Below are 23,314 nucleotides of genomic sequence, written 5' to 3' on the forward strand. Positions count from 1 at the left end.
GACAAGGACTGAACCCTTTGAACCCACCCGGAGCACCACGATGGACTGGCCGGCAAGCCCGTCCGGCACGGCAGGCGCCATCGACTTTGGAATGCTTATCCAAACCACGACACTTTTCAAGGCAAAAGTTTTAAGCTTAAAAAGTTTCGCCGGCATGTTCCCCGGCCGATACGCTCTTTTGTGTTGGCTGCGCTCGTCTCACGCCAATTCGTCGCGCGCGGCGGCACAGTTGGCCGCGGCACCGGCGCCGAGGAACATCGTGTCGCTGGCCAGGATGAAGAAGCTGGCGCCGATGGCTGCCCATTGCCCGACAGACTGCGGGCTGGCGCAAAATATGCCGGCGGCCTTGTTGTGCGCGGTCGTCGCGCCAATGACTGTCCGGATCGCCGCATTCAGCCTGTCGGCGCCTTTCGGTCCGATCGCATCGATCGACACCGAAAGGTCGCCGGGGCCGACGAAGATCACGTCGACGCCGTCGACGGCGGCGATCGCTTCGATATTGGCCAGCCCTTCTGATGTCTCGACCTGTATCGCCACGACGATCCTGTCATTCGCGCCGGCAAGATATTCGGGAATGCGATAACCATAGCCGGCGGCTCGGCCGGGCCCGACGCCGCGCTCGCCCAGTGGCGGATAGCGCGAGGCTTTGACGGCCATGGCGGCCTGGGCGGCGGTCGAGACGCGTGGCACGAGTACGCCCTGCGTCCCGCTGTCCAGCGCCGCCTGGATTGCCTCCGGCGCATGGCCGGGAACACGCACCATCGCCGGCACGCGATGGACGTCCGCCGCCCGAACCATGCTCTCGATCATGTCCCGCGATACCTGGGCATGTTCCCAGTCGATGCAGAGGAAATCGAGGCCGGACTGCGCCATCACTTCGACAGCGACGGGATGAGGAATGGCGGCAAAGGAACCGATGAGGCTCGTCTTGCCGGTGCATTTCTGGCGGAACTCGCTCATGCAATCCCCTTTCTCGTCCTGCCCAAATCCATATCCGCAAACGATGGCGAGGCGAAGCTATTTCATGCTTGAAATATTTTCACGGAGCCGTAGCGTGCCATCTCCCGCCGAGAGGTCGCGACATGACGAAACCACATCCCCTGCACGGCTCCAACAAACTGAAGCTTGGCGTCTTTTCGACCAATGCGGATGGTGGCCTTGCCATCACCGACGTGCCGGAACGCTGGACGGCAAGCTGGCGGGACAATCTGACGGCGGCCCAGATCGCCGACCGCGCCGGCCTGGAGTTCATGCTGCCGATCGCGCGCTGGCGCGGTTTTGGCGGCCGCAACAAGGTGCGCGAGTGGTCGTTCGAGACCTTCACCTGGGCTGCAGCCCTTGCCGTGGCCACCGAACAGATCGGACTGTTCATGACCGTGCATGTGCCGCTCGTCCATCCGCTCTATGCCGCCAAGGCGCTGGCGACGGTCGATCACATCAGCCAGGGCCGCGCCGGGCTCAACATCGTCTGTGGCTGGAACCCCAAGGAATTCGGCATGTTCGGCACGCCGCTGGTCGAGAAGGGCTACGATCAGGCGGCCGAATGGATCGAAATCCTCGAAAAGCTCTATGCGTCGGCCGAGCCGCTCGATTATGAAGGCACCTATTACCATCTCAAGGAGGCTGTGAGCCGTCCGGCCAGTCTGCAGATGCCGCGCCCGGTGACCATGAACGCCGCGTTCGGCGGGCCGGGCCGCGATTTCGCCGCCGCCAGATGCGACTATCTGTTCACGACCTTTTCCGAAATGAGCGATGCCGGCAAGCATGTCGCCGATATCAGCGAACGGGCCGACAAAGTGGGCCGAGATGTCGGCGTCTACACGGTGGCGCATGTCGTCTGCCGCCCGACGATGGAAGAGGCGCAGGCCTATTACACGCGCTATGCCGTTGATATGGCCGACCACGATGCGGTCGACGCCCATATGGCGGGCAAGAAGGAATTCTCGCAATCGCACGACCCGCACGCCTACGACCGCTACCGGCAGCGCTTTGCTGGCGGCGCCGGTACGTACCCGCTGATCGGAACGCCGGAAACGATCGCGGCCGAAATGGTCGCCATTGCCGAGCAGGGCTATCAGGGCATCGCGCTGTCCTTCGTCAACTACACGCAGGAACTGCCCTATTTCTGCGACCACGTGCTGCCGCTGCTGAGGCAAGCTGGGCTTCGCGAATAGATTATTCTGGACGGACACTTGTTCCGGAGATTGGTTATTCCTGAACAACGAATTCGTTATTCCGGGATAACGGCGGTGGCCTGGATTTCGACCTTGGCGCGATCCTCGACCAGCGCCATCACCTGCATGGCGGCCATCGCCGGAAAATGCCGGCCGATCACCTCGCGATAGGCCTCGCCGATACCCCTGAGATTGGCGAGGTATTCGGCCTTGTCGGTAAAATACCAGGTCATCGAGGTGATGTGCCGCGGCTTCGCCCCGGCCTCGGCCAGCACCGCCACGATGTTCTCGAGCGTCTGCCGCACCTGGCCGACAAAGTCGTCGGTCTCGAACTGGCATTGGCCGTTCCAGCCGACCTGTCCGCCGACGAAGACCAGTTGCCCACGCGCGGCGACGCCATTGGCGTAGCCGACCGGCTTGACCCAGCCTTCCGGCTGCAGGATCGTGTGCATTTCAAGCCTCCCGGTATTCTAAAAACCAAGTCTCAAAATCGAATGCCCGTCAAATTTCTTGCCGTCAGGCAGCGCCCATCACTTGCCGCGCGATCACCACCTTCTGCACGTCCGAGGCACCCTCATAGATGCGCAGCGCGCGGATCTCGCGATACAGGCTTTCGACGATATGGCCTTTGCGGACACCGTCGCCGCCGTGCAGCTGCACCGCCTTGTCGATCACCTCTTGCGCCTTGTCGGTGGCGAACAGCTTGGCCATCGCCGCTTCGCGGGTGACCCGCGCCGCACCCATGTCCTTGGTCCAGGCGGCGCGGTAGACCAGCAGGGCCGCCGCATCGACGTCGAGCGCCATGTCGGCGATATGGCCCTGCACCATCTGCAGTTCGGCCATCGGCGCGCCGAACAGTTTGCGCTCGGCCACCCTCTTGATGCTTTCATCCAGCGCGCGGCGGGCAAAGCCGAGTGCTGCCGCACCGACGGTCGAACGAAACACGTCGAGCACCGACATGGCGATGCGGAAACCGTCGCCCGGTCTGCCGATCAACGCCGAGGCGGGTAGGCGGACCTGGTCGAACGACAGGCGCGCCAGCGGATGCGGCGCGATCACTTCCAGCCGTTCGGCGATGCCAAGCCCCTTGGCGTCGCCAGGCACGAGGAAGGCGGATAGCCCCTTGGCGCCCGGCGCCTCGCCGGTGCGGGCAAAGACGACGTAGAGGTCGGCGATGCCGCCATTGGAGATCCAGGTTTTTTCGCCGGATAGAACATAGCTGTCGCCATCGCGGGTCGCCGTCATCTCGGTGTTGGCGACATCCGATCCCGAGCGTGGTTCCGACAGGGCGAAAGCGGAAATCGCCTTGCCGGCGCGCGTCTTCGCCAGCCATTGCTGCTGCTCGGGCGTGCCGAACAGGCTGAGCGCGCCGGTGCCGAGCCCTTGCATGGCGAAGGCGAAATCAGCCAGTCCGTCATGGCGGGCGAGCGTCTCGCGCGTGATGCACAGCGCACGCACGTCGAGTCGGCCCGGATTGTCGGTGTCGATTGCCGTCGGCTTCAGCCAGCCCTCCCTGCCGAGCTTGCCCACCAACTCGCGGCAGGCGGCATCGACGTCATGGTGATCGACCGGCAGGTTCTTTGCGCACCATGCCTCCAGCCGCTCGGCCAGCTGGCGATGGCGGTCCTCGAAGAACGGCCAGGAGAGGAAACTCTTGTCAGCCATCAATTGCCCTCGAACGCCGGCTTTTCCTTGGCCACGAATGCCTTGTAGGCGCGCTCGAAATCGCGCGTCTGCATGCAGATCGCTTGCGCCTGCGCTTCCGCCTCGATCGCCTGGTCGAGACCCATCGACCATTCCTGGTTGAGCTGAGTCTTGGTGATGCCGTGGGCGAAGGTCGGGCCGGAAACGATGCGCGCCGCCATGTCGAGCGCGTCGGCCTCGAGAGAGGCGGCGTCGACCAGCCGGTTGTAGAATCCCCAGCGCTCGCCTTCCGCCGCCGTCATCGTGCGGCCGGTGTAGAGCAGTTCGGCGGCGCGGCCCTGGCCGATGATGCGCGGCAGGATCGCGCAGGCGCCCATGTCGCAGCCGGCGAGGCCGACACGCGTGAACAGGAACGCCGTCTTGGCTTCCGGCGTGGCGATGCGGATGTCGGAACTCATGGCGATGATGGCGCCGGCGCCGACCGCAACGCCATCGACAGCCGCAATGATCGGCTTGCCGCAGTTGAGCATCGCCTTGACGAAATCGCCGGTCATGCGGGTGAAGGCGAGGAGCTCCTTCATGTCCATCTTGACCAGCGGGCCGATGATGTCGTGGACATCGCCGCCGGAGCAGAAATTGCCGCCATTGGACAGGAACACCACGGCGTCGACATCGTCGGCGTAGACGAGGTCGCGGAATGTGTCGCGCAGCTCGGCATAGCTGTCGAAGGTCAGCGGGTTCTTGCGCTCCGGCCGGTCGAGCCGGACCTTTGCGATCCTGCCCTCGACCTGCCAGAGGAAATGCTTCGGCTTGAGCCCCGCCATTGCTGTCATTCGCGTCCCTCCCAGTTGCTGCGGAAAGAAGTCAGCATGCCGGTCAGCCGGCGCGCGTCGTCCTCGCTGACCTTGCCCAGCAATTCTCCGATCCAGCTCTCATGCACCGCGGCGATGGTGGCGAAGGTCCGCGAGCCTTCCTCGGTCAGCCGCACCATCGAGGTGCGGCGGTCACCATTGCGTCGGGCGCGGGCGACCAGCCCTTCCGAGACCAGCCGGTCGACGATGCCCGTGACATTGCCGTTGGACACCAGCAGGAAGCGCGACAGGTCGCTCATCAGCATGCCTTCCGGCGCCCGATAGAGCGCGGCCATCACATCGAAGCGCGGCAGCGTCGTGTTGAACTCCTTCTTCAGCCGCTCGCGCAGCTCGGCCTCGATCGTGCGCGAGGCACGCAGCAGCCTTATCCAAAGACGCAAGCGGTCCTTGCCGGGTCCTGACGGCGCGGGCAGGGGGCCGGCTACCATGTTTCGCCTCCTGAGATGGAAATCGTCTGTCCGGTGATCGACGCCGCCCCATCGCCACACAGCCAAAGCACGGCGGCGGCAACCTCTTGCGGCTGGATGAAGCGGCCTTGCGGATTGGTCGAGGCAAGGCTCGACCGTGCCTGCTCGGCCGAGCGGCCGGTCTTTTCAATGATGCGCTGGATGGACTCCTCCAGCATCTCGGTTTCCACGAAGCCCGGGCACACCGCGTTGACGGTCACGCCTGACTTCGCCGTCTCGGCCGCCAGCGCCCGCATCAGGCCGACGACGCCATGCTTGGCGGCGACATAAGGCGCGACGTAGGCGTAGCCTTTCAGTCCTGCCGTGGAGGCGATGAAGACGATCCGGCCCGCCTTGCGCCCCGCCATGCCGGCCAGCGCCGGCTTCACCGTCAGGAAGGCGCCGGTCAAATTGACGTCGAGCGTGCACTGCCAATCGGCAAGCGTGGTCTTGTGCGCCGCCGTGCTGCCGGCCATGCCGGCATTGGCGACGACGATGTCGAACGGCCCACGCGCTGCTTCGGCCGTCTCGTAAAGGGATGTCATCGCCGCCTCATTGGTGACATCGGCGGCGATGGCGAAGATGCGGTCGTTTTCGCCAGCCACCTTGGCAAGCTCCGCTTCCCGGCGGCCGCAAATGGTGACGTCGATGCCAGCCTCTGCCAATGCCAGCGCGATTGCCCGGCCGACGCCAGAGCCACCACCGGTGACGAGCGCATGCTTGCCGGCGATCGCTGTCGCGGCCGTCATACTTTCAGCCCCGCGGCCGCATCACGCTCGGCCAACCTGTAGAGCTGGTCGCGGCCAGGCAGATAGGGGTCGGGCCATTTGACGCCGCGATCGCCGAGCGTGACCGCGGCATGCAGCGTCCAGTAGGGATCGGCAAGATGCGGCCGTGCCAGCGCCACCAGATCGGCGCGGCCGGCCATCAGGATCGAATTGACATGGTCCGGCTCGTAGATGTTGCCGACCGCCATCGTCGCCATGCCGACCTCGTTGCGGATGCGGTCGGAAAACGGCGTCTGGAACATGCGGCCATAGACCGGTTTCGCCAGCGCGGAGGTCTGGCCGGCCGAGACGTCGCAAATGTCGACACCGGCCTCATGCAGCAGCCGCGCGATCTCGACCGCGTCGGCTGGCGTCACGCCTTCGATGCCGACCCAGTCATTCGCCGAAATGCGCATCGAGATCGGCTTCTGCGCCGGCCAGGCGGCGCGCACCGCGCGGAAGATCTCGAGGGGATAGCGCATGCGGTTTTCCAGCGAACCGCCATAGGCGTCCGTGCGCCGGTTGGTGACCGGCGTGATGAAGGACGACAAGAGATAGCCGTGCGCGGCATGGATCTCGAGCATGTCGAAGCCGCAGCGATCGGCCATCTCGGCCGAGGCTACGAATTCGTCGCGCACCCTGTCCATGTCGGCGCGGTCCATCGCTTTCGGCACCTGGTTCTGCGGTGACCACGCCACGGCCGACGCCGCCATAACAGGCCAATTGCCGGATGTCAGCGGCACGTCGGTGCCTTCCCAGCCGAGCCGGGTCGAGCCCTTGGCGCCGGAATGGCCGATCTGCGCGCAGATCTTGGCTTCGGTCTCGGTATGGACGAAATCGACCAGCCGCTTCCACGCCACTTCATGTTCGGGCGCATAGAACCCGGGGCAGCCGGGCGTGATGCGGCCTTCGGGACTGACGCAGGTCATCTCGATATAGACCAGCCCGGCGCCGCCTTTGGCCCGCTCGGCATAGTGTGTGAAATGCCAGTCGGTCGGACAGCCGTCGACGGCCTTGTACTGCGCCATCGGTGAAACGACGACACGGTTCTGCAGCCTCATGTCGCGCAGCTTGAACGGCGCGAACATCGGCGCGCGGCGAAGGTTGTTGGCGGCGGCGCCTGCCTGACGCTGGAACCATTCCTCTGCACCGCCCAGCCATTCGGCGTCGCGCAGCCGCAGATTCTCGTGGCTGATGCGCTGCGAGCGGGTCAGCAGCGAATAGTTGAACTGCACCGGATCGAGGCCGAGATAGCGCTCGACCTCCTCGAACCATTCGAGCGAATTGCGCGCCGCCGACTGCAGCTTCAGCACCTCGGTGCGGCGGGCATCCTCATATTTGCGGAATGCGGCGGCGAGGTCCGGTTCGGACTCGACATAGTCGGCCAGCGCCACCGCGCTTTCCAGCGCCAGCTTGGTGCCGGAGCCGATCGAGAAATGCGCCGATGCCGCGGCGTCGCCCATCAGCGCCAGGTTCTTGTAGGACCAGCGCTCGCACAGCACGCGCGGAAAATTGATCCAGGCCGAGCCACGGATGTGGTTGGCGTTGGTCATCAGCGCGTGGCCGCCAAGATGCTTGGCGAAGATGCGCTCGCAGGTGGCGATCGATTCCTGCTGCGACATCGAGCCGAAGCCGAAAGCCTGCCATGTCTGTTCGCTGCACTCGACGATAAACGTCGCGGTGTCGCTGTCGAACTGGTAGGCGTGCGCCCACACCCAGCCATGCTCGGTCTTCTCGAAGATGAAGGTGAAGGCATCGTCGAATTTCTGCTTGGTGCCGAGCCAGACGAACTTGCACTTGCGGGTGTCGATGTCGGGCTTGAAGATGTCGACGAAGGTGTTGCGCGCCCTGGAGTTCAGTCCGTCGGCGGCGACGACCAGATCATGCGTTTCCATATAGGGCTTGGGATCGGCGATGTCGGTCTCGAACATCAGCTTGACGCCGAGTTCGCGTGCGCGGCGCTGCAGCAGGATGAGCAGCCGCTTGCGGCCGATGCCGCAGAAGCCATGGCCGGTCGAAACCGTGCGCACGCCATCATGGATGACGGCGATGTCGTCCCAGTAGGCGAAATGCTTCTTGATCCAGACGGCGCTGACGGGATCGTTCTTCGACAGGTTTTCGAGTGTCTCGGCCGACAGCACGACGCCCCAGCCGAACGTGTCATCGGCGCGGTTGCGCTCGAACACCGTCACATCATGCGCGGCATCCCTGAGCTTCATCGAGATGGCAAAGTAGAGGCCGGCTGGTCCGCCGCCGAGAACCGCAACCTTCATCTGTGCGATCTCCTCTTCGCTTGCTGATTTGAGTATCGCGCCGGCGGCAAATTATTTCAAGCTTAAAGTTTCATATCGAAATGATTATCCGGACAATGGCGAAGGCGCGCTTGCGTGTCGTCACGCAAGCGCGCCGTCAGGTCATTTTTCCGGGTTCTTTGGGCTCCACAACACAGTCTCGGCGCCTTTCTCGTAAGCCATGCCGGTCGGATAGCTGATCGCTTCCAGCTGCAGGCCCCAGGGTGCCTGGAAATAGAGAATGGTCTGGCCGGCGGCGGGCCCCTCCTTGACCGGCAGCGGTCCCAATCTGGTCTTCACGCCCTTGGCGTCGAGATACGCCTTGGCGGCGGCGACATCGTCGACATAGAAGGCGATGTGGAAGCCGCCGATGTCGCTGTTGCGGGCTTGCAAATCCTTCTGGTCCGGTGCTGTGTATTTGAACAATTCGATGTTCGATCCGTAGCCGCAGCGGACCATGGTGATCTCTTCGATCACCGCCTTGGGGTCCACGCCCAGCAGATCCTGCATGAACGTGCCCTTGTCGTCGGCGAACGGGCCGAACGACATCGCCTTCTTGCAGCCGACCACGTCGGTGAAGAAGTCGACCGCCTGCTTCATGTCGGGAACCGTGATGCCGGTGTGATCGTGCCCGTGCATGCCGGGGATCGAGCTGGCCGCGGCCATGCCGGCACCGCCAAGGATGGCCGCCGCGAGCGTCGCGTTTCGAAGTATCGTCTTCATGTCACTCCTCCTCCATTGGCGGGACTTGGGTCATGCCGGCCGCACGTCCGAGGCCCGCTTTTCGGCGTGCGTATGCATTCATGTCGGGGCCTTGGCGGCAGGCGGGATGTTCAGCCAGCCAGCATCGATTTCCGGCAGCGGGATGGCAGAGATCAGGTCGCGCGTGTAGCTTTGCCGCGGGTTTTCGAACAACGCGTCGGTGGCGCTTGCCTCGACGATCATGCCTTCGCGCATGACGATCACTTGCCTGCACAGCCGCCGGATCACCGACAGATCGTGGCTGATGAAGGCGACCGTCAGGCCCATCTCCGCCGCCAGCTTCTCCAGAAGGGTGAGGATCTGCGCCTGCGTCGACACGTCGAGCCCGGAGACGATCTCATCGGCCAGCACGAATTTCGGCGACAGCGCCAGCGCCCGCGCAATGCCGACGCGCTGGCGCTGGCCGCCCGACAGTTCGTGGCGGTAGCGGCTGGCGAAGCTCTGCGGCAGGCCGACGCGCTGCAACGCCTCGGCTATGCGTGCCCTGAGATTGTCGCCAAGGCCGTTCTGCTTGAGGGGCGCTGCGATGATGCTGGCAATGGTGCGACGCGGGTTGAGCGACGACATCGGATCCTGGAAGATCATCTGCAGGTTGCGGCGCAGGGGCCGCAGCTCGGCCTCCGGCAGATGGGTGATATCTAGGCCGTCGAAGGTGACGCTGCCGGCGCTGGGCTCCAGCAGCCGCACGAGGGCGCGGCCGAGCGTCGATTTTCCCGACCCTGACTCGCCGACGATGCCGGTCACCGACCCCTTCGGCAGGTCGAAATCCAGGCCTTTCAGGATTTCGGCCAATGGCGCGCGGCCGATCAGCGGCTTGCGCGTCATGTCGGGCAGCGCGACCTTCAGCCCGCGCACGGAAAACAGCGGCTCAGCCATGCGGTCGCCCCCAGGCCTGGTCGGCGGAAGCGATCTCGGCGGCAAGCCCGGCCAGTACCGTTTCGTCCACCGGCTTCAGCGAAGCGAACGGGTCGGTGTAGCGCGGTGTGGCGGCCATCAGTGCTCGCGTGTAGGGGTGCTGCGGTGCGGCGAAGAGAGCAGCCGTTTCGGCCTCTTCCACCACCTTGCCGGCGTAGAGCACCGACACTTTCTGGCTGATCTTGGCGACGACGCCGAGATCATGGGTGACAAACAGAATCGCGGTGCCATGCTCGCGCTGCAGCTGTGCGATCAGCCGCAGGATCTGCTTCTGCACGGTGACGTCGAGCGCCGTGGTCGGCTCGTCGGCGACGATCAGGCGTGGCTCGGCGGCGAAGGCGGCCGCGATCAGCACGCGCTGGCGCATGCCGCCTGAAAGCTCGTGCGGATAGTTTTTCAGCACGCGGTCGGGGTCGCGGATCTGCACCTCGTCCAGCAATTGGCGGATGCGCTGATCGGCCTTCTCGCCACTCCAGCCGAGAATGCGCACCAGCCGGTCAGTCATCTGCGGGCCGATGCGGCGCGATGGATTGAGCGCTGTCAGCGGATCCTGCGGGATCAGAGCCGTGCGGGCGCCAATCAGCGTGCGGCGCGCCTTGGGCTGCAATTTGCCGAGGTCTTCGCCCTCGAGCAGCATGTCGCCTTCGACAATGCGCACACTCGACGGCAGGACGCCAAGCACCGCCTTGCCGATCATCGTCTTGCCGGCGCCGCTCTCGCCGACCAGTGCACGCACCTCGCCGGGCTGAACCGCAAGCGATACCGAGCGCAGCACGCGCTGGCCGTTGGGCAGCACGGCGCTCAAATCCCTGATGTCGAGACAAGCGCTCATCGCAGCACCGGGTCGAAACGCGCCTTCAGGCCTTCGCCGAACTGGCTGAACGACAGCACGGTGAGGATCAGCGTGATCAGCGGGAACACCAGCACCCACCAGGCCTGATGGATCGACAGCCGTCCCTCGGCGATGATGCCGCCCCAGGTCGGATCGTCGGTCGAGATCGACAGGTTGACGAAGGACAGGATCGCTTCGACGATGACGGCGATGCCCATTTCCAGCGACAGCAGTGCGACGATCGACGGCACCACATTGGGCAGCACTTCGCGCAGCATGATGCCGATGCGGCCATAGCCGGCGATGCGCGCGTTCTCGACATAGTCCATGCGCGACTGGCCCATGGTCTCGGCGCGGATCACTCGGCAAAAGCGCGTCCAGTCGATGACGGCGATGGCGATGATGACGGAACTCAGGCCGGTGCCGAGCACGGCGACGAGGAGGATGGCGAACAACACCGGCGGAAACGCCATCCAGACATCGACGATGCGCGAGATGATGCGATCGGCCCAGCCGCCGAAATAGCCGGCGACCAGCCCAAGCGTCGAGCCGACCAGGCACGCGGCGGTGGCTGCCGCGAAAGCGACGATGAAGGCGATGCGGGCGCCGAAGATCAGCCGGGACAAGAGATCGCGGCCGAGACTGTCGGTGCCGAGCCAGTAGCCGGGTTCGGCGCCGCTCATCCAGAACGGCGGCAGCCGCTCGAGCATCAGGTCCTGCGCCAGCGGATCCTGCGGCGCGACCAGTGGCGCGAAGATCGCGGCAAGCAGTGCGAGCAGCAGCCAGCCGCCGGCCAACCACAGTTTCGCTCCCGAGCCGTGCCTTGAGATGCGGCCGTCATCCATGGCGCAACCTCGGATTGAGCAGCGCATACATCATGTCGACGACGAGGTTGATCAGCACGAACAACAGCGCGAAGACCAGCACGATGCCCTGGATCAGCGGCAGGTCGCGGTTGATGACGGCATCGATCGCCATGTTGCCGAGGCCTTCATAGGAGAACAGCCGCTCGACGATGACCGTGCCGCCGATGAGGAAGGTGAATTGTACCCCGACCAGGGTCAGCGTCGGCAGCGCGGCATTCTTCAACGCCTCACGCAGAATGACCTGTGTTTCCGAAAAACCTTTCACCCGCGCCAGCACGACATAGTCGAGGTCGAGCACTTCCTTGAGCGACTGTTTCAGCAGCTGCGCAATGATCGCCGCCAGCGGCAGCGCCAGCGCGACGGCCGGCATCAGCATGTGCTTCAAGAGATCCCAGGTCAGGTCAAAGCGCAGCCGAAGCAAGCTTTCGAACAGATAGAACTGGGTGAGGAAGGGCAGGTCGAGCTGCGGCGACACCCGGCCGGAAATATCGAAGACAGGGATCAGCACGCCGAACAGGAGGATCAGCACCAGACCCCACAGGAAGTCGGGAATGGAAAGGGCGGTGCCACTGGCGATATCGATGCCGGCCTCGACCGCCGTGCCGCGTTCGCGGGCGCCGAGGATCGCCGTCGTGCCGCCGATCGTCACCGCCATGATGAGCGCGACGATGGCAAGTTCCAGCGTCGCCGGCAGCCGGTTGAAAACCAAGCCCAGCACGTCCTGTCGCAGCGAGATCGAGGTGCCGAAATCACCCCTGACAACGCCGGACAGCCAGATGAAGAATTGCTGCAAGATAGTCTTGTCGAGACCATAAAGCGCGCGCAGCCGGGCGATGTCGGCATCGGTCGCGCCGGGCGGCAACATCATCGCGATCGGATCGCCGGGCGCGACGCGGATCACGACGAAGACGACGACGGCCACGCCGAACAGCGTGACCAGCATCGTCAGAAGGCGGATCAGGAATCTTTGCAGGAGCATGTATATCTTTGCAGGAGCCCGCTGGCTCGTATGCCTGATGGAAAATGCGCGCCGTCGCTGTCGACGGCGCGCGGCAATCCCGGACCGATATCAGGCCGGGGACATCAGGGCCGGCAGCAGCGCGCCGGACACGTGCTGGACGACATTGACGCCCTTGGCATGCACGATCGGCTGCGCATACTGCATCAGCGGCAGCACATAGGCCTGCTCGGCGATGTATTTGTCCACCGCCTTCCAGCCGGCAATGCGCTTGGCCTCGTCCTTTTCGCCCCACAGCGGGTTGATCATGTCGATCAGGTCCTGGCTGTCCCACACCGAATGCGGGCTCGGGCCATACATGGCAAAGCCGGTCGAGGTGGTCGGGTCGCCGATGGCATTGCCCCAATTGTAGAAGGCGGCCGGCGCCAGCTTGTCGGCGGCGCGCAGCTCGTAATGCTTGGCGATCTCGTAGACCTCGATCGTCGCCTCGATGCCGACCTTGCGCCACATGCCGACGATCGCCTGGATCATCTCGTAGTCCTTGGGCTTGAAGCCCTTGGTCGTCTGGATGGTGAACTTGACCGGCTTTTCCGGCGAATAGCCCGAGGCGGCCAGCAATTCCTTGGCCTTCTCCGGATTGTGCTCGACCTTGATCGACGCATCGTAGGCCGTGTATTCCGGCGTTTCCAGCGTGTCGATGGGCTGGCCGTAGCCGCGCAGCAGGCGGTCGACGAGCAGCTTCTTGTCGATCGCCATCACCGCTGCCTGGCGGACATTCTTGTCCAGCATCGCCTCGATGTCGTTGAAGAAGATCATGCCGATGTCGGAGACGTTCTTGCACGAGCCGGCAAGCCCGTCCTTGGCGATCAGACGGTCATACTCCTCATAGGGAATCTCGAGCGTCACCTGCGAGGAACCGGATTCGATCTCGGCGACGCGGCTCGCCGCATCGGTGACGAACTTGATCGTCACATTCTCGAAGGCCGGCTTGCCGCCCCAGTAGGTCGGGTTGGCCTTGAGCCGCAGGAAGGCGTTGCGCTCGAACTTCTCGACCATGTACGGGCCGGTGCCGATCGGCGCTTTCTCGAAGCCTTCGGCGCCGACCTTCTCGTAATACGCCTTGGGCATGATGTAGCCGGTCAGGAACGACATCCATTTGAAATACACCGGGTCGAACTGCACGACGTCGCCGGTGATCTTGTTGCCGTCGATCTTGAAGTTGTTGACGTTCTTCCAGACGAACTGGATCGGGTTGCCGGTCTTTTCGTCACCAGCCCGCTGCAGCGACCAGACCACGTCTTCGGCCGTGAACGGCGAGCCGTCATGCCAGGTCACGCCTTCGCGCACCGTCATCATGATCTTGGTGCGGTCGTCGTTCCAGCCCCATTCGGTCAGCAGGCCCGGCGCGAAGGACAGGTCCGGTTTCTGCGGGATGAACTGGTCGAACACCGACTGGTAGAGGCCCTGGATCGTCGGGTTGACCGCCGAGGGCCCGGTCGTCGGATCCCAGGACGGCAGGTTGACGTTGTAGGCGATGGTCAGTTCGCCGGCGGCCGCCTTGGCGATCCGCGGCAGGCCGACAGCGGCCACCCCGAGTGCCGCGGCACTGTATCCGAGCAATTCGCGTCTGTTGATTGTCATGGTCGTTCCCCTTGTTGGTTGTATTTTCTTTGCGCGGCAATGTCAGTTCCTTGGTTCAGGCTCCTTGGGCAGCAGCGCCTTGCCCTCCTTCACCTCTAGAAATCTTCGGCACCTCTAGAAATCTTCGGCTCCTACCTCCCGCCAAGCTGTTGCGCGAGCATGTAGCCCGAAGCCGCGCCGGTGCCGGCGCCGGGCCACGTCGCGGCACCCGTGAGATGCAGATTGCCGACCGGCGTGTTCCAGCCGGCGAAACCGCGCGCCGGGCGAAACAGGAAATTCTGCGCCAGATGGTGGCTGCCGCAGACCTGGTCGCCGCCGACGAGGTTCGGGTTCTCGCGTTCCAGGTCGATGGGCGAAAACACCGCGCGGCCCAGGATCTTGTTTCGCAGGCCGGGCGCGTAGGTCTCGATGATGTCGAGAACGCGGTCCGCGTAGCGGTCCTTGACCTTCTCCCAGTGGTCCGGCGCGACCTTGCCGGCAGCGTCGCCGAGAATTTCGGCGGGCAGCATGCGCACCTGCACCCACAGCACGTGCTTGCCTTCAGGTGCGCGAGACGGATCGATCGCGGTCGGCTGGCCGACGACCAGCACCGGCTCGTCCGGAAGCATGCCCGCCATCGCCTGTTGATAGGTCCGCGACATCGCGTCGAGCGACGGCGACAGATGCACATAGGCGAACTGCCGAAGCTCGGCGCCGGCGCGCCAGTCCGGCAGATCGTCGAGCGCCAGATGGATCATCATCGTGCCCGGCGCGTGGCGGAATTCTTGCATCGCCGTGTCGAAGCCGGCGTCGCCGGAACCGTTGGGCAGCAACCTGCCGGTCAGCGCCCTGGGCGCAACGCCGGCGATGACGGCCTTGGTCGCGGTATGGGTCTCGCCGGAAGCGAGCCGCACACCGGTCGCCTTGCCGGCGGAAACCGTGATCTCGGCCACTTCGGCCCCGGTGACGATCTTGCCGCCGGCGGCAGTGACCATGCCCGACAAGGCGCGGATGATGGTGTCGGCGCCACCCTTGCCCAGCACCATGCCAAAACTCTGGTTGGCCATCGATTCCAGGTAGGGGAACACGGCGCCGCCGGCGATGTCGGGTGCGAAGTCCAGATGCATGCCCCAGGTCGCGAGCGTTGCCCTGACATGCGCGGACTCGAAATTCTCCTCGAGCCAGGCACGTGGCGACGACAGCAGCAATCGCCCGGTGTCGAGCGCGCCGGCAACACCCTTCTTGCGCCACAGATTCCACGCGGTGCCGGCCAGCGCGCGGGCGCTCATCGGCGAGCCCAGCAGCCGGAACAGATGCTCGGCCTCCGCCGGGAAGGCGGCGACCAGCCTGCGCCATGTCGCGGCATCAGCGGCTGAGAAGGCGGCCATGCGCGCGGCGGTCTTTTCCAGATCGTTGCTGACGCCGAACCAGCGGTCGTCCGGAAAGGCGCTGGCGAAACAGTCGGCGACCGGCGCGAACTCCAACCCCCGCGCTTTCAATTCATTTGCATATTTCCGATGGAAGGCCGAGCCGGCGAACAGGCTCAGATTCATCGCGCCGAAGTCGTGGCGGAAGCCGGGAAGGGTGAATTCACGGGTCTGGACGGCGCCGCCGATTGTTGCACTGCGCTCGAAAATCCCGGTTTTCCAGCCTTTGAGCGCCAAATGCGCGGCGCATGCCAGACTGTTGTGGCCCGCCCCGACAAAGATGGCGTCGAACTCGCTCACGCCCCGTTCCCATTTCCTTTATGCTTAAAGATAATTGCAGATGCATATGTTTTCGTCTAGTAGGATATTAAGGGCCGCGACGAGCCTTGATCATCACCACGAAAGAGGGAACAGAAACCATGGACACCCAAAAACTCCTCGGCGAAGTCGCCGGCCAGCTTCTTTCAGGCGCCATCAAGGTGGTCGACCTGTCGGCACCGCTCGGTCCCGACACCCCCTTGATCAAGCTGCCGCCGGAACTCGCCGTCGACACGCCGAAAGTCGAGATCCACACCATTTCCGCCTATGACAAGAACGGTCCCTGGTGGGCGTGGAACTGGTTGAAGCTCGGCGAGCATTCGGGCACGCATTTCGACGCGCCCAAGCACTGGATCACCGGCAAGGACTATCCGGACGGCGCCACCGATACCATTCCGGCGCAGAACTTCGTCGGCCCGGTCAATGTCATCGACTGTTCGAAGGAAGCCGCCGCCGATCACGATTTCCTGCTCACCGTCGACCACATCAAGGCCTGGGAAGCCAAGCACGGCGCCATCAACGCCGGCGAGTGGGTGGTGATGCGCACCGACTGGTACAAGCGCAATGGCTCGGAAGCCGAATTCCTCAATGCCAATGAGACCGGTCCGCACACGCCCGGCCCGACGGCCGAAGCCATCCAGTACCTGATCAGCAAGAACATCAAGGGCTGGGGCAGCGAGACCATCGGCACCGACGCCGGCAAGGCCGGCGGCATGGAGCCGCCATTCCCGGCGCACAGCCTGATGCACAAGGCCAACCGCTACGGGCTTGCCAGCCTGTGCAACCTCGACCAGCTGCCGCCGAAGGGTGCGATCCTGATCGCGGCGCCGCTGAAGATCGAGCATGGCACCGGCAGCCCGATCCGCGCGCTGGCGCTCGTCTCGAAGGCATGATCGCACCAAGGCAAGGGCCGGTTTCGCAAGAGATCGTGCCCAAGCTGGATGACACACGCTGAACGAAGGCAGATCAAGGTGAGTCAGCCGGATCACATCATCGTCGGCAGCGGCATCAACGCGCTGGTCTGCGCGGCGATGCTCGGCGGCAAGGGCGCCAAGGTGCTCGTCCTCGAGCGCAACGACCGCATTGGCGGCTGTATGCGCACCGAGGAGATCACCGCGCCCGGCTTCATCCATGATGTGATGGCGACCACCTTCGTGCTGTTCATCACCTCGCCTGCCTTTGCGGCACTTGGCGCCGACCTTGCACGGCACGGGCTGGAGTTCTGCCACACCGGCACGCCGACCGGCGTGCTGCGGCAGGACGGCAGCCATGCCGTGCTCAGCACCGACCGTGCCGCCAACGTTGCCGCCCTGAACGCGATCACGGCGGGTGACGGCGACCGGCACGCGGATGATGCCGGCGGCATCGAACGCAACGCCGGCCTGCTTTTCGGCCTGCTCGGCGGCAGCCTTTGGTCCTACCCGACGGCAAAGCTGCTGGCGGGCGAAGCCTGGCGGCGAAGCCCGCGCAATCTTGCCGCCTTTCTCGGCGAAGCCCTGGTGCCGGCGCGCGGCTGGCTGGAAAGCACCTACCAGTCCGAGACCGTCCGCGCGCTATGGGCGCCCTGGGTGCTCCATGCCGGCCTTGGGCCGGAAGATGCTTTCTCCGGCCAGATCGCCAAGGTCATCGCCTTCGCGCTGGAAGCAGCCGGCGCGCCGATCGTCAAGGGCGGCGCGAAGAACCTGCTGTCGGCCTTCGAGGCGCTGATCACCGAGTGCGGTGGCGTCATATCCACCGAAGCGGACGTTGCCTCCATCATCCTGACCGGAGGCCGCGCCACCGGCGTTCGGCTGGCGTCGGGCGAAACGGTCCACGCGAAGAAAAGCATCATCTGCTCGGTGACGCCAACGCAGCTCTACGGCCGGCTGCTCGGCAGCGAGGCTCCCGGGGACGACGTCGAGGCGACGCGGAAATACCGCTACGGCAAGGGCAACTTCCAGATCCACTACGCCCTCGACAAGCCTCCGGCATGGCGTGGCGAAGGACTGGACAAGGTGGCCTTGCTGCACCTGACGCCGGGATTGGATGGCGTGTCGAAGGCCTGCAACGAGGCGGCGCGCGGCATGCTGCCGGAGGTGCCGACCATCTGTGTCGGCCAGCCGCATGCGCTTGACCCGTCACGCTGCCCGCAGGGCAAGGCGATCCTGTGGCTGCAACTGCCCGAGGCGCCCCGGCATATCAAGGGCGACGCCGCCGGCAAGCTGCAGGCACCCGCTGACGGGCAGTGGACCGAAGCGCTGCGCGAGGCCTATGCCGATCGCGTCGAGGCGATCCTTGCCAGCCATATCGACGGCTTCAAGGACAGCGTGATTGCGCGCCGCGCCTATTCACCGGCTGATCTGGAAGCGATGAACATCAATCTGGTCGGCGGCGACCCCTATGGCGGTTCGTCGACCCTCGACCAGTCGTTCCTGTGGCGGCCGTTCAAGGCCAGCCGCAACCACCAGACCGGCATCAAGGGCCTCTACCATATCGGCGCCTCGACCCATCCGGGCGCGGGCCTGGGCGGCGGCTCCGGCTTTCTCCTGGCGGGGAGGCTGTGATGGAACAGAAGGTTGCGGAAAAGCGCCAGCGCATTTCGACCTTGGGGCAGATCGGCCTGCAGCAATTCGCGCCCTATCTGATGAACCGCATCATGGGTCGCTACAACGCCACCTTGCGCGACGATTTTCGCAAGCAGGGCCTGACCATTCCGCAGGTACGCACGCTGGCCGTGCTGTCGGTCACCGACGGCGTCACCGTCAACGACCTCTCGGTCTATACGGTCATCGAGCAGTCGACCTTGAGCCGGACGCTGGACACGCTGGAGGGGCAAGGGTTTGTGCGGCGCGAGCAGGGCGTCACCGACAGCCGTATCCGCCATGTGTTCCTGACCGACGATGGCCGCGCCGAGTTCGCGCGCGCCTGGCCGGCCATGCATGACGCGTTCGAGGCGATGTTCGACGATGTCGACGATGCCGAATACGCGGCGCTGATCGCGACGCTGCAGAAGATGCTGAAGAACATTCGCAAGCACGACATCTAGATGTACGCACCGCCGGCGCGCCCGGCGGTAACGGAAGGAGGCCGACATGGCCGAACGGTCTTTTGCCAAGGAAGTCGAGAAGCTCCGGCTCGGCGCCGGCGAGGAGTTTGCCGGTGAAGGCATTCTCGCCATCACCAAGGCGCTGCTGCAATGCGGCGTCGGCTATGTCGGCGGCTATCAGGGTGCGCCGATCAGCCACCTGATGGACGTGCTGGCCGACGCGCAGGACATTCTGGGCGAGCTCGGCGTGCATTTCGAGGCCAGCGCCTCGGAAGCGACCGCTACCGCCATGCTGGCGGCCTCGGTGCATTATCCGATACGCGGCGCAGCAACCTTCAAGTCGACGGTCGGCACCAATGTCGCCTCCGACGCGTTGGCCAATCTCGCTTCCGGCGGCGTCACCGGCGGCGCGCTGATCATTGTCGGCGAGGATTACGGCGAAGGCTCTTCGATCATGCAGGAGCGCAGCCACGCATTCGCCATGAAGAGCCAGGTCTGGCTGCTCGATCCGCGCCCCAATTTGCCGTCGATCGTCAAGGCGGTGGAAGACGGTTTCGAGCTGTCGGAGATTTCCAACACACCGGTGATGCTGCAGGTGCGCATCCGCTGCTGCCACGTGCATGGCCATTTCATCGCCAAGGACAACAAGCGGCCGCCAATGACCGTGGCCGATGCGCTCGACGCACCGCGGCGCGACACCGGGCGCATCGTGCTGCCGCCCGCCTCCTTCCTGCATGAGAAGGAAAAGGTGCAGAAGCGCTGGCCGGCGGCGGTCGATTTCATCCGCAAGAACAAGATCAACGAATTCTTCGGCTCGGACCACGGCTCGGTCGGCATCGTCATGCAGGGCGGCATGTACAATTCGGTCATCCGCGCGCTTCAGCGGCTCGGCCTTGCCGACACCTATGGCGACACCGACGTGCCGCTTTACGTGCTCAACGCCGTCTATCCCCTGATCGACGACGAGTTCCTGTCCTTCTGCGAGGGCAAGCAGTCGGTGCTCGTCGTCGAGGAAGGCCAGCCCAACTACATCGAACAGGCCTTTGCCTCGATGCTGCACAAGGCCGGGCGCGGCACCAGGCTGGTCGGCAAGGAGCATCTGCCGATGGCCGGCGAATACACCGGCCAGGTCATGCTCGACGGCATCGGCGCTTTCCTGCGCGCCGAGGCGCCACATCTGCTGCCGGGCGAGGTGCGCGCGCCCAACAAGGTTGGCGACGGCGTCGACACCGCCGACCTGATCAACGTGGTTCCTGGCCGGCCGCCCGGCTTCTGCATCGGCTGCCCGGAGCGGCCGATCTTTGCCGCCACCAAGCTGGTCGAGCAGGAACTTGGCAAGCACCACATCGCTTCCGACATCGGCTGCCATCTGTTCTCGATCATGCCGCCTTTCGAACTCGGTGCCACCACCATGGGCTACGGGCTGGGGCCGGCCTCCGCCTCGGCGTTCAATTCGCCGGACGCCAAGCGCCGCTCGATCTCCTTCGTCGGCGATGGCGGCTTCTGGCACAACGGCCTGACCTCGTCGATCGGCAACGCGGTGTTCAACAAGAACGACGGCGTCATCGTCATCGTCGACAACTTCTACTCGGCAGCGACCGGCGGACAGGACATTCTGTCGTCGCGCGCGGGAAACAAGACCAAGTCAACGAAGCATCCGATCACCGAGGCGGTGAAAGGCATGGGCGTCAAATGGCTGCGCCATGTCGACCGCACCTATGACGTGACCAGGATGCAGGACACGCTGCGCGAGGCGCTGACGACCGACGAGAAGGGGCCGAAGGTCATCGTCGCATCGTCCGAATGCATGCTCAACCGGCAGCGCCGCGAAAAGCCGCTGGTCGACAAGGCGATCAAGGGCGGAGAGCGGGTGGTGAAACCGAAGTTCGGCGTCGACGAGGACATCTGCACCGGCGACCACGCCTGCATGCGGCTGTCCGGCTGCCCCTCGCTGTCGGTGAAGTCGCTCGACGATCCGCTGCGCGACGATCCGGTGGCGCATATCGACCAGAGCTGCGTCGGCTGCGGCAATTGCGGCGAGGTCGCCGATGCGGCGGTGCTCTGCCCGTCCTTCTATCGCGCCGACGTTGTGCACAATCCGAACCGCTGGGACCGCTTGCTCGAAGCGGCGCGCCGCGCCACCATCAGCCTGTTGCAGCGCCGCCGCGAGAGCCGGCGCCTGACCTTCGCCGATGCTTGACGCTGTCCCTCCATTTCGCGCCAGGGCCGGCGCGCAGGATGACGAGCGCGTCATCAAGCTTGCCGTGCTGGCGGTCGGCGGCCAGGGCGGCGGCGTGCTGGCCGACTGGATCACCGACGTCGCCGAGCGCAACGGATATGTCGCGCAATCGACCTCGGTCGCCGGCGTCGCCCAGCGCACCGGCGCCACCATCTACTATGTCGAGATGGCCCGCGACACCGGCCGCTTGCCGGTCTTCGCGCTATCGCCCTCGCAAGGCGACGTCGACATTCTGATCGCGGCGGAATTGATGGAGGCCGGCCGCGCCATCATCCGCGGCTTCGTCACGCCCGAGCGCACGACGCTGATCGCTTCATCGCACCGCATCGCCGCCGTGTCGGAAAAGATCGAGCCGGGTGACGGCCGGGCTTCGTCTTCCAAGGTGCATGCGACGGCGGAGGCCGCATCGAAGCGCTTCATCGCTTTCGACATGGAAAAGATCGCCGCCGATAACGGCTCGATGATCTCGGCCAGCCTGCTTGGCGCGCTGGCGGGGTCCGACGCGCTGCCGTTCACACGTGAAAGCTACGAGCAGGCGGTCAGTGCCGGCGGTCGGGGCGCGAAGGCCAGCCTTGCCGCCTTCGGCGCCGCCTATGATCGCGCGCGGGGCACGGCCGCGCCGGCGCAAAAGGCCGTGGAGCCGAAACTTGCCGAGCCTGTCCCGGGAACCGGGCAAGTGAGCGGCCCGCAAAACCTGCTGAAAGGCTGGCAGGCGCTGGAAACTCGTGTCGATGCGGTGCCGGAACCTCTTCGCGACATGGCGCTTCGCGGCTTGAAAAAAGTCGTCGACTACCAGGACATCGCCTATGGTGGCGAGTATCTCGACCGCCTGGACCGGGCCGTCGCGCTGGACAGCGCCGACCATGCCTATGCGCTGTCGATCGCTGCCGCCAAGCACCTGGCCAACGCCCTGTGCTACGACGACATGATCCGCGTTGCCGACCTGAAGACGCGCTCGGCGCGCGACAGGCGGGTGCGCCGCGAGGTCGGCGTCAAGGACGGCTCGATCCTGCAGGTGACCGAATATTTCCATCCGCGCATCGAGGAATTCTGCGGCACTTTGCCGGCAAGCCTGGGCAGCTACATCGAGAACCGGCCGAAGCTCGCCGCGTTTCTCGACCGCCGCATCAACCACGGCCGCCGCATCCGCACCGACAGTTTGGTCGGCTTTGCCGCGCTCTGGTTCATCGGCGGCCTGCGCCGCTGGCGCCGCCGCCTGCTGCGCCACAAGGTCGAGATCGCTCATCTCGACCGCTGGTATGCGCTGGCGCTCAGTTATGTGCCAGCCGGCTACGCGCTGGCCGTCGAGATCCTCAACTGCCGCCGGCTGATCAAGGGCTACAGCGACACCCATGTCCGCGCGCAGTCGAAATTCGACCGCGTGCTGTCGGCGCTCGATCTGCTCAAGGGTCGCACGGACGCCGCCGACTGGATCCGCCGCCTACGCGACATGGCCTTGAAGGACGAGAAGGGCGACATGCTCGACGGTGCGCTTAAGACCGTGGCGACGCTGAACAACGACACGGCTTTATGAGCATTTGAGCCGCGGCGCGGAGGCAGTCTTCAGCGCGCGAAAAGCACTCGCGACGGCAAGCAACCAAGCCCCCGGCGATAAGACGGGTCAGGTTTCTCCGCTCGCCTCAGCCTTGTACATAACGCACAAGTTGTTCGATGTTGAATTCCCGGTCAGCGATGATGCTCTTCATGAGATCGCCAATAGATATTAATCCCACGAGACGTCCATCGCGCAGGACTGGGAGGTGCCTGATTCGTTTATCGCTCATCAGCGCCATGCAAGCCTCAGCATTTTGCCCAGGCTCCACATAGACAACGTTTGACTCCATAACCTCACGAATCCGGGTTTTTGGTGATGACCTGCCCTTGAGAAATACTTTCCTGGCATAATGCCGTTCGGTAAATATGCCGACGAGCGTGTCGTCCTCTTTGACCAGCATCGCCCCCACGTTTCTTCTTTCCATCATCTGGAGCGCGTGCAGAACCGTATCATCGGGACGGACGAAGTAGATATCGTGGCCCTTGGCATCGAGGATTTGCTGAACCGTGGTCATTGCAACCAGTTCCCATCGTCAGACACGCTTATAAAACCTAGTGCATGACGCATTAAGGCTCATTGATGTGAATCAATTTGTTATGCAGC

General features: G+C 64.5%; 21 protein-coding genes. 6 read left to right on the forward strand and 15 right to left on the reverse strand.

The window, feature by feature from the left end; translation table 11 throughout:
- Positions 1–198 precede the first annotated feature (198 nt).
- A complete protein-coding gene (locus BLS48_RS26805; protein ID WP_091584471.1) occupies positions 199–960 on the reverse strand; it encodes an HpcH/HpaI aldolase family protein in 762 nt (253 codons plus the stop codon).
- 122 nt (positions 961–1,082) lie between these two features.
- Between BLS48_RS26805 and BLS48_RS26810 the strand changes: the two genes are divergently transcribed.
- Positions 1,083–2,174, forward strand: a complete 1,092-nt coding sequence (locus tag BLS48_RS26810) for an LLM class flavin-dependent oxidoreductase (protein WP_091584474.1) — start codon at positions 1,083–1,085, stop codon at positions 2,172–2,174.
- 56 nt (positions 2,175–2,230) lie between these two features.
- Here BLS48_RS26810 and BLS48_RS26815 read toward each other — a convergent pair whose 3' ends face one another.
- The 13 genes from BLS48_RS26815 to BLS48_RS26875 all read right to left on the reverse strand — a co-directional run bounded on the left by BLS48_RS26815 (position 2,231) and on the right by BLS48_RS26875 (position 15,874).
- A complete protein-coding gene (locus BLS48_RS26815) occupies positions 2,231–2,626 on the reverse strand; it encodes a RidA family protein (RefSeq protein WP_091584477.1) in 396 nt (131 codons plus the stop codon).
- Positions 2,627–2,690: 64 nt separating this feature from the next.
- Complete coding sequence (locus BLS48_RS26820) at positions 2,691–3,839, reverse strand: acyl-CoA dehydrogenase family protein (protein WP_091584479.1); 1,149 nt, start codon at positions 3,837–3,839, stop codon at positions 2,691–2,693.
- On the reverse strand, positions 3,839–4,651 hold the full coding sequence (locus BLS48_RS26825; RefSeq protein ID WP_091584483.1) for an enoyl-CoA hydratase family protein: 813 nt from the start codon (positions 4,649–4,651) through the stop codon (positions 3,839–3,841). Before BLS48_RS26825 ends, BLS48_RS26820 begins: the two co-directional genes overlap by 1 nt.
- Positions 4,648–5,118, reverse strand: coding sequence for a MarR family winged helix-turn-helix transcriptional regulator (locus BLS48_RS26830; protein ID WP_091584485.1), 471 nt, complete (start codon positions 5,116–5,118; stop codon positions 4,648–4,650). The genes BLS48_RS26825 and BLS48_RS26830 overlap by 4 nt, the downstream gene beginning before the upstream one ends.
- The gene (locus tag BLS48_RS26835; RefSeq protein ID WP_091584488.1) at positions 5,112–5,885 is read right to left on the reverse strand and encodes an SDR family NAD(P)-dependent oxidoreductase; all 774 of its coding nucleotides are present in this window, start codon (positions 5,883–5,885) and stop codon (positions 5,112–5,114) included. Before BLS48_RS26835 ends, BLS48_RS26830 begins: the two co-directional genes overlap by 7 nt.
- Complete coding sequence (locus tag BLS48_RS26840; protein ID WP_091584490.1) at positions 5,882–8,176, reverse strand: bifunctional salicylyl-CoA 5-hydroxylase/oxidoreductase; 2,295 nt, start codon at positions 8,174–8,176, stop codon at positions 5,882–5,884. The genes BLS48_RS26835 and BLS48_RS26840 overlap by 4 nt, the downstream gene beginning before the upstream one ends.
- A gap of 141 nt (positions 8,177–8,317) precedes the next feature.
- Positions 8,318–8,917 carry a VOC family protein gene (locus BLS48_RS26845; protein ID WP_091584493.1) on the reverse strand — a complete coding sequence of 200 codons (600 nt, stop codon included), beginning with the start codon at positions 8,915–8,917 and terminating at the stop codon, positions 8,318–8,320.
- A gap of 78 nt (positions 8,918–8,995) precedes the next feature.
- Entirely contained in the window at positions 8,996–9,832 is an 837-nt protein-coding gene (locus tag BLS48_RS26850) for an ATP-binding cassette domain-containing protein (RefSeq protein ID WP_091584496.1), read from the reverse strand.
- A complete protein-coding gene (locus BLS48_RS26855) occupies positions 9,825–10,703 on the reverse strand; it encodes an ABC transporter ATP-binding protein (RefSeq protein WP_091584499.1) in 879 nt (292 codons plus the stop codon). Before BLS48_RS26855 ends, BLS48_RS26850 begins: the two co-directional genes overlap by 8 nt.
- Positions 10,700–11,548, reverse strand: a complete 849-nt coding sequence (locus tag BLS48_RS26860) for an ABC transporter permease (protein ID WP_091584502.1) — start codon at positions 11,546–11,548, stop codon at positions 10,700–10,702. Before BLS48_RS26860 ends, BLS48_RS26855 begins: the two co-directional genes overlap by 4 nt.
- A complete protein-coding gene (locus BLS48_RS26865; protein WP_091584505.1) occupies positions 11,541–12,548 on the reverse strand; it encodes an ABC transporter permease in 1,008 nt (335 codons plus the stop codon). Before BLS48_RS26865 ends, BLS48_RS26860 begins: the two co-directional genes overlap by 8 nt.
- 90 nt (positions 12,549–12,638) lie before the next feature.
- Positions 12,639–14,168, reverse strand: a complete 1,530-nt coding sequence (locus BLS48_RS26870) for an ABC transporter substrate-binding protein (protein WP_091584508.1) — start codon at positions 14,166–14,168, stop codon at positions 12,639–12,641.
- A 131-nt stretch (positions 14,169–14,299) separates the two neighbouring features.
- On the reverse strand, positions 14,300–15,874 hold the full coding sequence (locus BLS48_RS26875; RefSeq protein WP_091584510.1) for a phytoene desaturase family protein: 1,575 nt from the start codon (positions 15,872–15,874) through the stop codon (positions 14,300–14,302).
- A gap of 119 nt (positions 15,875–15,993) precedes the next feature.
- On the opposite strand from BLS48_RS26875, the gene BLS48_RS26880 reads away from it, so the two are divergent.
- The 5 genes from BLS48_RS26880 (at position 15,994) to BLS48_RS26900 (ending at position 22,690) form a co-directional block, all read left to right on the forward strand.
- A complete protein-coding gene (locus BLS48_RS26880) occupies positions 15,994–16,785 on the forward strand; it encodes a cyclase family protein (RefSeq protein ID WP_091584595.1) in 792 nt (263 codons plus the stop codon).
- 78 nt (positions 16,786–16,863) lie between these two features.
- A complete protein-coding gene (locus BLS48_RS26885) occupies positions 16,864–18,435 on the forward strand; it encodes a phytoene desaturase family protein (protein WP_091584597.1) in 1,572 nt (523 codons plus the stop codon).
- On the forward strand, positions 18,435–18,917 hold the full coding sequence (locus BLS48_RS26890; protein ID WP_023667791.1) for a MarR family winged helix-turn-helix transcriptional regulator: 483 nt from the start codon (positions 18,435–18,437) through the stop codon (positions 18,915–18,917). Before BLS48_RS26885 ends, BLS48_RS26890 begins: the two co-directional genes overlap by 1 nt.
- 46 nt (positions 18,918–18,963) lie before the next feature.
- Complete coding sequence (locus BLS48_RS26895) at positions 18,964–21,117, forward strand: thiamine pyrophosphate-dependent enzyme (RefSeq protein ID WP_091584513.1); 2,154 nt, start codon at positions 18,964–18,966, stop codon at positions 21,115–21,117.
- Positions 21,110–22,690 (forward strand): indolepyruvate oxidoreductase subunit beta family protein, encoded by a 1,581-nt coding sequence (locus tag BLS48_RS26900; RefSeq protein WP_091584516.1) that lies wholly within the window; start codon positions 21,110–21,112, stop codon positions 22,688–22,690. The genes BLS48_RS26895 and BLS48_RS26900 overlap by 8 nt, the downstream gene beginning before the upstream one ends.
- Positions 22,691–22,796: 106 nt before the next feature.
- Here the strand turns inward: BLS48_RS26900 and BLS48_RS26905 are convergent, their stop codons facing one another.
- Positions 22,797–23,225: a CBS domain-containing protein gene (locus BLS48_RS26905; protein WP_091584518.1), complete on the reverse strand. Its 429-nt coding sequence runs from the start codon at positions 23,223–23,225 to the stop codon at positions 22,797–22,799.
- Positions 23,226–23,314 lie beyond the last annotated feature (89 nt).

The organism is Mesorhizobium qingshengii, from assembly GCF_900103325.1.
GTDB classification, from domain to species: Bacteria; Pseudomonadota; Alphaproteobacteria; order Rhizobiales; family Rhizobiaceae; genus Mesorhizobium; species Mesorhizobium qingshengii.

Bases quoted from the DNA above. Each gene is read 5' to 3' on its own strand.
- BLS48_RS26840 (WP_091584490.1), bottom strand. From the start codon at position 8,176: ATGAAGGTTGCGGTTCTCGGCGGCGGACCAGCCGGCCTCTACTTTGCC.
- BLS48_RS26865 (WP_091584505.1), bottom strand. From the start codon at position 12,548: ATGCTCCTGCAAAGATTCCTGATCCGCCTTCTGACGATGCTGGTCACG.
- BLS48_RS26830 (WP_091584485.1), bottom strand. From the start codon at position 5,118: ATGGTAGCCGGCCCCCTGCCCGCGCCGTCAGGACCCGGCAAGGACCGC.
- BLS48_RS26870 (WP_091584508.1), bottom strand. From the start codon at position 14,168: ATGACAATCAACAGACGCGAATTGCTCGGATACAGTGCCGCGGCACTC.
- BLS48_RS26810 (WP_091584474.1), top strand. From the start codon at position 1,083: ATGACGAAACCACATCCCCTGCACGGCTCCAACAAACTGAAGCTTGGC.
- BLS48_RS26855 (WP_091584499.1), bottom strand. From the start codon at position 10,703: ATGAGCGCTTGTCTCGACATCAGGGATTTGAGCGCCGTGCTGCCCAAC.
- BLS48_RS26900 (WP_091584516.1), top strand. From the start codon at position 21,110: ATGCTTGACGCTGTCCCTCCATTTCGCGCCAGGGCCGGCGCGCAGGAT.
- BLS48_RS26905 (WP_091584518.1), bottom strand. From the start codon at position 23,225: ATGACCACGGTTCAGCAAATCCTCGATGCCAAGGGCCACGATATCTAC.
- BLS48_RS26850 (WP_091584496.1), bottom strand. From the start codon at position 9,832: ATGGCTGAGCCGCTGTTTTCCGTGCGCGGGCTGAAGGTCGCGCTGCCC.
- BLS48_RS26815 (WP_091584477.1), bottom strand. From the start codon at position 2,626: ATGCACACGATCCTGCAGCCGGAAGGCTGGGTCAAGCCGGTCGGCTAC.
- BLS48_RS26845 (WP_091584493.1), bottom strand. From the start codon at position 8,917: ATGAAGACGATACTTCGAAACGCGACGCTCGCGGCGGCCATCCTTGGC.
- BLS48_RS26890 (WP_023667791.1), top strand. From the start codon at position 18,435: ATGGAACAGAAGGTTGCGGAAAAGCGCCAGCGCATTTCGACCTTGGGG.
- BLS48_RS26860 (WP_091584502.1), bottom strand. From the start codon at position 11,548: ATGGATGACGGCCGCATCTCAAGGCACGGCTCGGGAGCGAAACTGTGG.
- BLS48_RS26835 (WP_091584488.1), bottom strand. From the start codon at position 5,885: ATGACGGCCGCGACAGCGATCGCCGGCAAGCATGCGCTCGTCACCGGT.
- BLS48_RS26895 (WP_091584513.1), top strand. From the start codon at position 18,964: ATGGCCGAACGGTCTTTTGCCAAGGAAGTCGAGAAGCTCCGGCTCGGC.
- BLS48_RS26825 (WP_091584483.1), bottom strand. From the start codon at position 4,651: ATGACAGCAATGGCGGGGCTCAAGCCGAAGCATTTCCTCTGGCAGGTC.
- BLS48_RS26805 (WP_091584471.1), bottom strand. From the start codon at position 960: ATGAGCGAGTTCCGCCAGAAATGCACCGGCAAGACGAGCCTCATCGGT.
- BLS48_RS26820 (WP_091584479.1), bottom strand. From the start codon at position 3,839: ATGGCTGACAAGAGTTTCCTCTCCTGGCCGTTCTTCGAGGACCGCCAT.
- BLS48_RS26880 (WP_091584595.1), top strand. From the start codon at position 15,994: ATGGACACCCAAAAACTCCTCGGCGAAGTCGCCGGCCAGCTTCTTTCA.